Source organism: Candidatus Methylomirabilota bacterium, from assembly GCA_036005065.1.
Taxonomy (GTDB): domain Bacteria; phylum Methylomirabilota; class Methylomirabilia; order Rokubacteriales; family DASRDR01; genus DASYQW01.
This window is the reverse complement of sequence record DASYQW010000240.1, coordinates 1-5,809: the sequence shown is the minus strand read 5'-3', so window position 1 is coordinate 5,809 and position 5,809 is coordinate 1. Positions and strand designations below refer to the sequence as shown.

Here is a 5,809-nt window from a genome sequence, read left to right as displayed (position 1 = left end):
GCCGCCGACAGGGTGTGGGCCGCCACCGGAAGCCCCAGCCGTTCGGCTTCGCGCACGGCGGCCGTGAGCGTCTCCACGGGGTACTGGACGGTGCGAGGGTTGGCGGTCGGGGTGAACATCCCGCCGGTGGCCATCAGCTTGATGCAGTCGGCTCCCAGCTTCCGTTGCCTCCGGACCGCCGTCACCACCTGATCCCGGGTGTCCGCCTCCGTCCCGAACATGTGGCAGTGCCCGGCGGTGGTAGTGATGGGTGTCCCCGCCACCAGCAGGCGCGGGCCGGGAATGACGCCGGCCCGGATGGCTTCCCGGACCGGGAACGCCACCTCGTTCTTGCTGCCGAGGTCCCGGAGCGTGGTGACGCCGCTCAAGAGCGCGTGGCGGACGTTCGCCGCCGCCCGCATGATGAGCCGGGGGAGCGTCTCGGAGGTCACCAGGTCATAGGCGTCGGCCGTGGCCGAGCAGTGCATGTGGGCGTGCACGTCGACGAGGCCCGGTATCAGGGAGACGTCGCCCAGATCGTGGAGGCGATGGGTCTCGACGATGTCGCTCGGGAGGTTGGCCTGCGGCACGACCGCCCGGATCCGGGCGCCGTCGGTGAGGACGGCGTGGTCGGGTAGCCAGCCCGAGACCGCCGCGTTCGCCACGCGACCCGCCTTGAACACCGTGCGTTCCATGTCGGTGACCTCTTCCGCCGAGACGCGTCAGCGCCGCCGGCGGAGTGTACGCTACCTCGGATGTCGCCCACCACGCAAGGGCCGCGCCGCGCGTCACGGGGGCCGACGGCATCAGGGAAATCCCCAGTGGAGAAGGGCGGTCTGGCGCGCATTTACCGGACGCCGGAGCCATTGACTCCGATGACCCTTGCCGCCAGAATAGGGCCGCCACCAGGGAGGGGCCAGCGACGGTGGAGCGATTCCTCGAGACCCTCGTCGGCAAGGAAGTCTACGTCAAGCTCGCCAAGGATTGGAGCGTTCAGGGCCGGCTGACGCGCATCGAGGAGGCCGGCCTGGTGCTCGAGCGGACCGGCATCCCGCCGGTCTTCGTGCGACTCGCGCGAGTCGGGACGATCGAGGAGGCGGTGTAGCGTGGGCGAGCGGGTAGGGGCGTCCGGAGGGCCGCTCATCCTGGTGGCCGACGACGATCCGATGATCCGCGAGTTCGTGTGCGAGGTGCTGGCCGAGGCGGGGTTTCGCACGCTGGACGCGAACGATGGCGAGGAGGCGGCCGAGCGGGCCATGGAGTACCAGCCCGCCGCCATCATCATGGACGTCATGATGCCGAACATGGATGGCTACACCACGCTCACCCGCCTCCGCGGTCACCCGGCGACCAAGCAGATCCCGGTCATCGTCCTCACCGGCCAGGCCGAGCCCGTGTACCGCACCCTCAGCGCCGGGGTCGGGGCCACGGCCCACCTGACCAAGCCGTTCTTGCCGCATGAGCTCACCGATATCCTGCGGCAGGTCCTCGCCGAGCGATCACCGTGACCCGGCCCGGCTCCAACGGCCGGGCCGGCACTCGGGCTCTCACCGAGGCCGATCCGTGAGCGAGCGGCCCAAGCGCCAGCTGGGCGAGATCCTGGTCGAGCGGGGGTTTGTCTCGCCCGAGCAGCTGCGGGAAGCCCTCCGGTCGCAGTACCAGGAGGGCAAGCGCCTGGGCGAGATCCTGGTCGAGATGGGCGCGCTGACGGCCGACGAGCTCAACTGGGCGCTCTCCGAGCTGCTCGGAATCCCGTACGTCGAGTTCCGCGAGGAGATGGTCGACCTCGATCTGGCCCGCACGATGCCCGAGGAGATCCTCCGGCGGCACCAGGCGTTTCCCGTCCTCCAGGTGGGGAACGAGCTGACCGTCATCCTGGCCGATCCGCTGAATCAACAAGCCGTCGTGGAGCTGGAGGCGCTGACGGGCGCGCACGTCGGGACGGCCATCGCCTCGCATGAGACGATCGCCCACCTCCTGGACAAGGCATTCCCGCCGAGCGCGCGCCCGGCCGGCGTCCGCTACGCGGAGGTCGCCGCGGGGCCCGGGCCGGTCGAGCGCGACCCGACCGGCGTGGCGCAGGTGTACGCCATGCTCCTGGGAGCGCTCCGAGAGGAGGCGACCGAGATCCACGTCGAGCCCCTCGCCCAGGAGGTCCGTGTGCGGAACCGGGTCGACGGCCAGCTGGTCGAGCGAGCCCGGCTGCCGCGCCAGCTCCTGGGCCCGGTGGTCTCCCGGTTCCGGATTCTGGCCGGCCTCCGCGGCGAGAGCCTGCCGCGGCAGAGCCACGTCCGCACGCGGCTCGAGCAGCAGGAGGTCGAGCTCGAGCTGTTGTTCTTTCCGACGCTCTATGGCGAGGCCGTCAGCGTGTGGATCTCCCACCGCGGGCAAGGCCCTCCCACGCTCGAGAGCTTCGACGTGGAGGCTTCGGTCCGCGAGACACTGGTACGGCTCGCCTCTTCCAGCGGACTCGTCTTCGTCACCGGGTGGGACCCCCGCTCGCGCTCGGCGCTGCTCTACGCGCTCGCGCAGGTGGCGGCCGCGCCGACCAAGAAGGTGGTCACCCTCGAACGGTCGGTTTCCTTCGTGGTGCCCGACTTCGTGCAGGCCGAGCTGCCGGGCGAGTTCGGTGAGGCCGCCGCGACGATCCTGACTCACCCGCCCGACGTCGTCCTGGTCGAGGACCTCACCGACGCCGGCACCTGTCTGGTCGCCGTCGGCGCGGCCGAGCAGGGCGCGCTCGTGCTGGGCGGCCTCGGCTTCGGGACCAATGCGACCGGCCTCTCCCATCTCCTGGCTCTCGACATCCCCCGCCTTCCGCTGCTCAACGCCACGACCGGACTGGCCAATGTGCAGCGGCAAGGGTCGCGGCATCGGATCGGGGCGCTCCCGATGACCGATGACCTGCGGCGGGAGCTCTTGAACCGACAGGGGTCACAGGCAACATGGATGTCGCGGATCTCCTGATCCAGACCAAGGAACGGGGAGCCTCGGACCTGCACCTCTCGGCGGGGTCGAAGCCGCTGATGCGTCTTCACGGCGAGCTCACCCCCATCGATAACGAGCCCTTGAGCAAAGACGCCGTCCACCGGATGGTCTACGAGATCCTGAACGACGATCAGCGGCGCCAGTTCGAGGAATCCCGCGACCTCGACTTCGCCATCGAGCTCGGCGACATCGCCCGGTTCCGCGTCAACGTCTTCAACCAGCGGAACGGCGAGGGGGCCGTGTTCCGGGTCATCCCGACCCAGCTCCGGACGCTCCAGGAGCTGGGAATGCCCGAGGTCATCCAGGCGCTCGCCGCCCGCGAGAACGGTCTCGTGCTGGTCACCGGGCCGACCGGGTCGGGCAAGTCGACCACCCTGGCCGCGATGATCGACCTCATCAACTCGACGACGAGGAAGCACATCATCACGCTGGAGGACCCCATCGAGTTCGTGCACAGGTCCAAGACCTCGCTGGTGAATCAACGCGAGATCGGGCCCCACACGAAGTCGTTCGCCAGCGCCCTCCGGGCCGCGCTCCGGGAGGATCCGGACGTCATCCTGGTCGGTGAGATGCGGGACCTCGAGACCATCAGCCTGGCCCTGACCGCCGCCGAGACCGGCCACCTCGTCTTCGGGACCCTCCACACCAAGAGCGCGCCGAAGACGATCGACCGCGTGATCGACGCCTTTCCTCCGGGCCAGCAGCAGCAGATCCGGGTCCAGCTGGCCGAAGCCCTCCAGGGTGTCGTCTCCCAGCTTCTGCTTCCGACCAAGGACAAGAAGGGACGGGTCGCCGCCCTGGAGATCATGGTGGCGACGGTCGCCATCCGGAACCTGATCCGCGAGGCCAAGACGCACCAGATGCCGTCGGCCATTCAGACCGGCACTCAGCTCGGGATGCAGAGCCTCGAGCAGGCGCTGAAGACCCTCTTGATGCAGGGACGGGTCGACCGGGCCCACGCCGAGTCGATCCTGCTCTCCAGTACCGCCGGCCAGGCCGGCTTCGGCGGGTCGGCCGGCGCCCCGGCCGCCGCGGCGGCTCGCTGAGAGGCCGTGAACCCATGACCGGCGCGTACCAGCGCTTGATGAATGCGGTGGGGGGGTCTGGGGGCGGAGCGCCGCCGCTCCCCCCCGGCGCGAACTGACACATGGCAGATCTCGATCCGGTCCTGAGCGCGGCGGTCACGTCCAATGCCTCCGACGTCTACCTCATCGAGGGCACCCCGCCGACCCTGAAGGTCGATGGCGTGGCGGCGCCGCTCGGGAACGCCCCGGTCCTCACACGGCTCGACCTCCAGAAGCTGGTGATCTTCATGATGCCCGAGGGGTACCGGAAGACGTTCGAGGCGACCGGGGAAGCCAATCTCTCCTACGTGCACCCGACCTTCGGCCGGTTCCGCCTCAACGGCTACCGGACGCTGGGAGCGACCGGGCTCGTCCTCCGGCGCGTGAAGACCGAGATCCCGACCTTCGAGTCCCTGGAACTGCCTCCGCTCCTCGGCGGGCTCGCCATGGAGCGCCAGGGGCTCCTTCTGGTGGTGGGGGCCACCGGCGCGGGGAAGTCCACGACCGTCGCGGCCATGCTCCACCACCGCAACCTGAACGCTCCCGGCCACATCGTGACCATCGAGGACCCGGTGGAGTTCATCCACGAGCGGAGGCAGAGCGTCATCTCGCAGCGCGAGGTGGGGATCGACACCGAGTCCTACGTGGTCGCGCTGCAGAACGCGCTCCGGCAGGCGCCGGACGTGATCTTCGTCGGCGAGCTCCGCGATCGCGAGACCGTCGCCATCGCGCTCCACTCGGCCGAGACGGGTCATCTCGTCCTGTCCACCCTGCACGCGACGAACGCCACCGGCGCCATCGAGCGGCTCCTGAACTTCTTTTCGCCGGATGTGCGGGAGTCGATCCTGATGCAGCTGTCACTCATGCTCCGGGCGGTCATCGCCCAGCGGCTCGTCCCCCGAGCCGACGGCAAGGGGCGATCGGCGGCGATGGAGATCATGCTGAACACGCCGCGGATCCAGGCGCTGGTCCGGCGGGGGGAGCTGGAGACGATCCGGCAGGCGATCGAGGAGGGCCTCAACGAGGGGCTCCAGACGTTCGACCAGGCGCTGCTCGCCCTCTACCAGCAGAAGAAGATCACGCAGGACGCCGCGCTTCAGTTCGCCGACAGCCCGAACAACCTGCGCCTCCGCATGAAGGGGATCAAGTAGCCCCGGCCAGGGGCCGGTCCGGGTCCGCCTACCGGGCGAGGATTTCACGGAGGAGCGGTTCCAGCCGGGTGGCCAGCCGCGCGTGGCCCTCCCGGCTGGGGTGGAGCCCGTCGGGCGTGAAGCGGGGATAGACGCCGGCGAAGAAGTCCTCGACCAGCCAGGCGCGCTCCCGGCGGGCGATCTCGCGGAATCCCTCGCGGTAGACCTCGCTCCCGAACTCGGCCAGGCGGATGTGGACGAGGACGACGCCCGCGCCGTCCTTGCGGAGCCGACGCGCGATCTGCCGAAGATTCCCGAGCGTCTCCGCGGGTGGCTGGTGGTAGTCGACGACGTCGTTGACGCCGAGGACCACGACCACGAGCTTGGGGCGATGGACGAGGACGTCGCTCTGGAGGCGCCGGAGGCCGCCGCCCGACGTGTCGCCCGAGACGCCGGCATTTCGCACGGGGATGCCGAGAGCCCGACCGAGAAGGATGGGAAACGCGGCCTCCGGAGGAATTCCCTCGCCCGAGGTGATGCTGTCGCCCAGGAACACCACGACCTGCCGCGTCGGGTCGAGGGGCCCCGGCCACCCGTGCCAGGCGGCTCCTCCGAGCGCGATGAGACCGAGCGCGGCGGCCAGCCCGC

Annotated in this window: 7 protein-coding genes; 5 read left to right on the top strand and 2 right to left on the bottom strand. The window is 69.9% G+C overall.

The window, feature by feature from the left end:
- Positions 1-674: amidohydrolase family protein (locus tag VGW35_17395; protein HEV8309438.1), on the bottom strand; the 674-nt coding region annotated here is incomplete at its 3' end.
- Between the two features lie 230 nt (positions 675-904).
- Here VGW35_17395 and VGW35_17390 point away from each other — a divergent pair.
- The 5 genes from VGW35_17390 (at position 905) to VGW35_17370 (ending at position 5,182) form a co-directional block, all read left to right on the top strand.
- Positions 905-1,084, top strand: a complete 180-nt coding sequence (locus VGW35_17390) for a hypothetical protein (GenBank protein ID HEV8309437.1) — start codon at positions 905-907, stop codon at positions 1,082-1,084.
- A 1-nt stretch (position 1,085) separates the two neighbouring features.
- Positions 1,086-1,487, top strand: a complete 402-nt coding sequence (locus tag VGW35_17385; GenBank protein ID HEV8309436.1) for a response regulator — start codon at positions 1,086-1,088, stop codon at positions 1,485-1,487.
- Positions 1,488-1,542: 55 nt separating this feature from the next.
- On the top strand, positions 1,543-2,946 hold the full coding sequence (locus VGW35_17380) for an ATPase, T2SS/T4P/T4SS family (protein ID HEV8309435.1): 1,404 nt from the start codon (positions 1,543-1,545) through the stop codon (positions 2,944-2,946).
- Positions 2,925-4,013 (top strand): type IV pilus twitching motility protein PilT, encoded by a 1,089-nt coding sequence (locus VGW35_17375; GenBank protein ID HEV8309434.1) that lies wholly within the window; start codon positions 2,925-2,927, stop codon positions 4,011-4,013. Before VGW35_17380 ends, VGW35_17375 begins: the two co-directional genes overlap by 22 nt.
- A gap of 101 nt (positions 4,014-4,114) precedes the next feature.
- On the top strand, positions 4,115-5,182 hold the full coding sequence (locus tag VGW35_17370; GenBank protein ID HEV8309433.1) for a PilT/PilU family type 4a pilus ATPase: 1,068 nt from the start codon (positions 4,115-4,117) through the stop codon (positions 5,180-5,182).
- Between the two features lie 28 nt (positions 5,183-5,210).
- Here VGW35_17370 and VGW35_17365 read toward each other — a convergent pair.
- Positions 5,211-5,809, bottom strand: a 599-nt coding sequence (locus VGW35_17365; protein HEV8309432.1) for a GDSL-type esterase/lipase family protein, incomplete at its 5' end; no start/stop codon positions are given.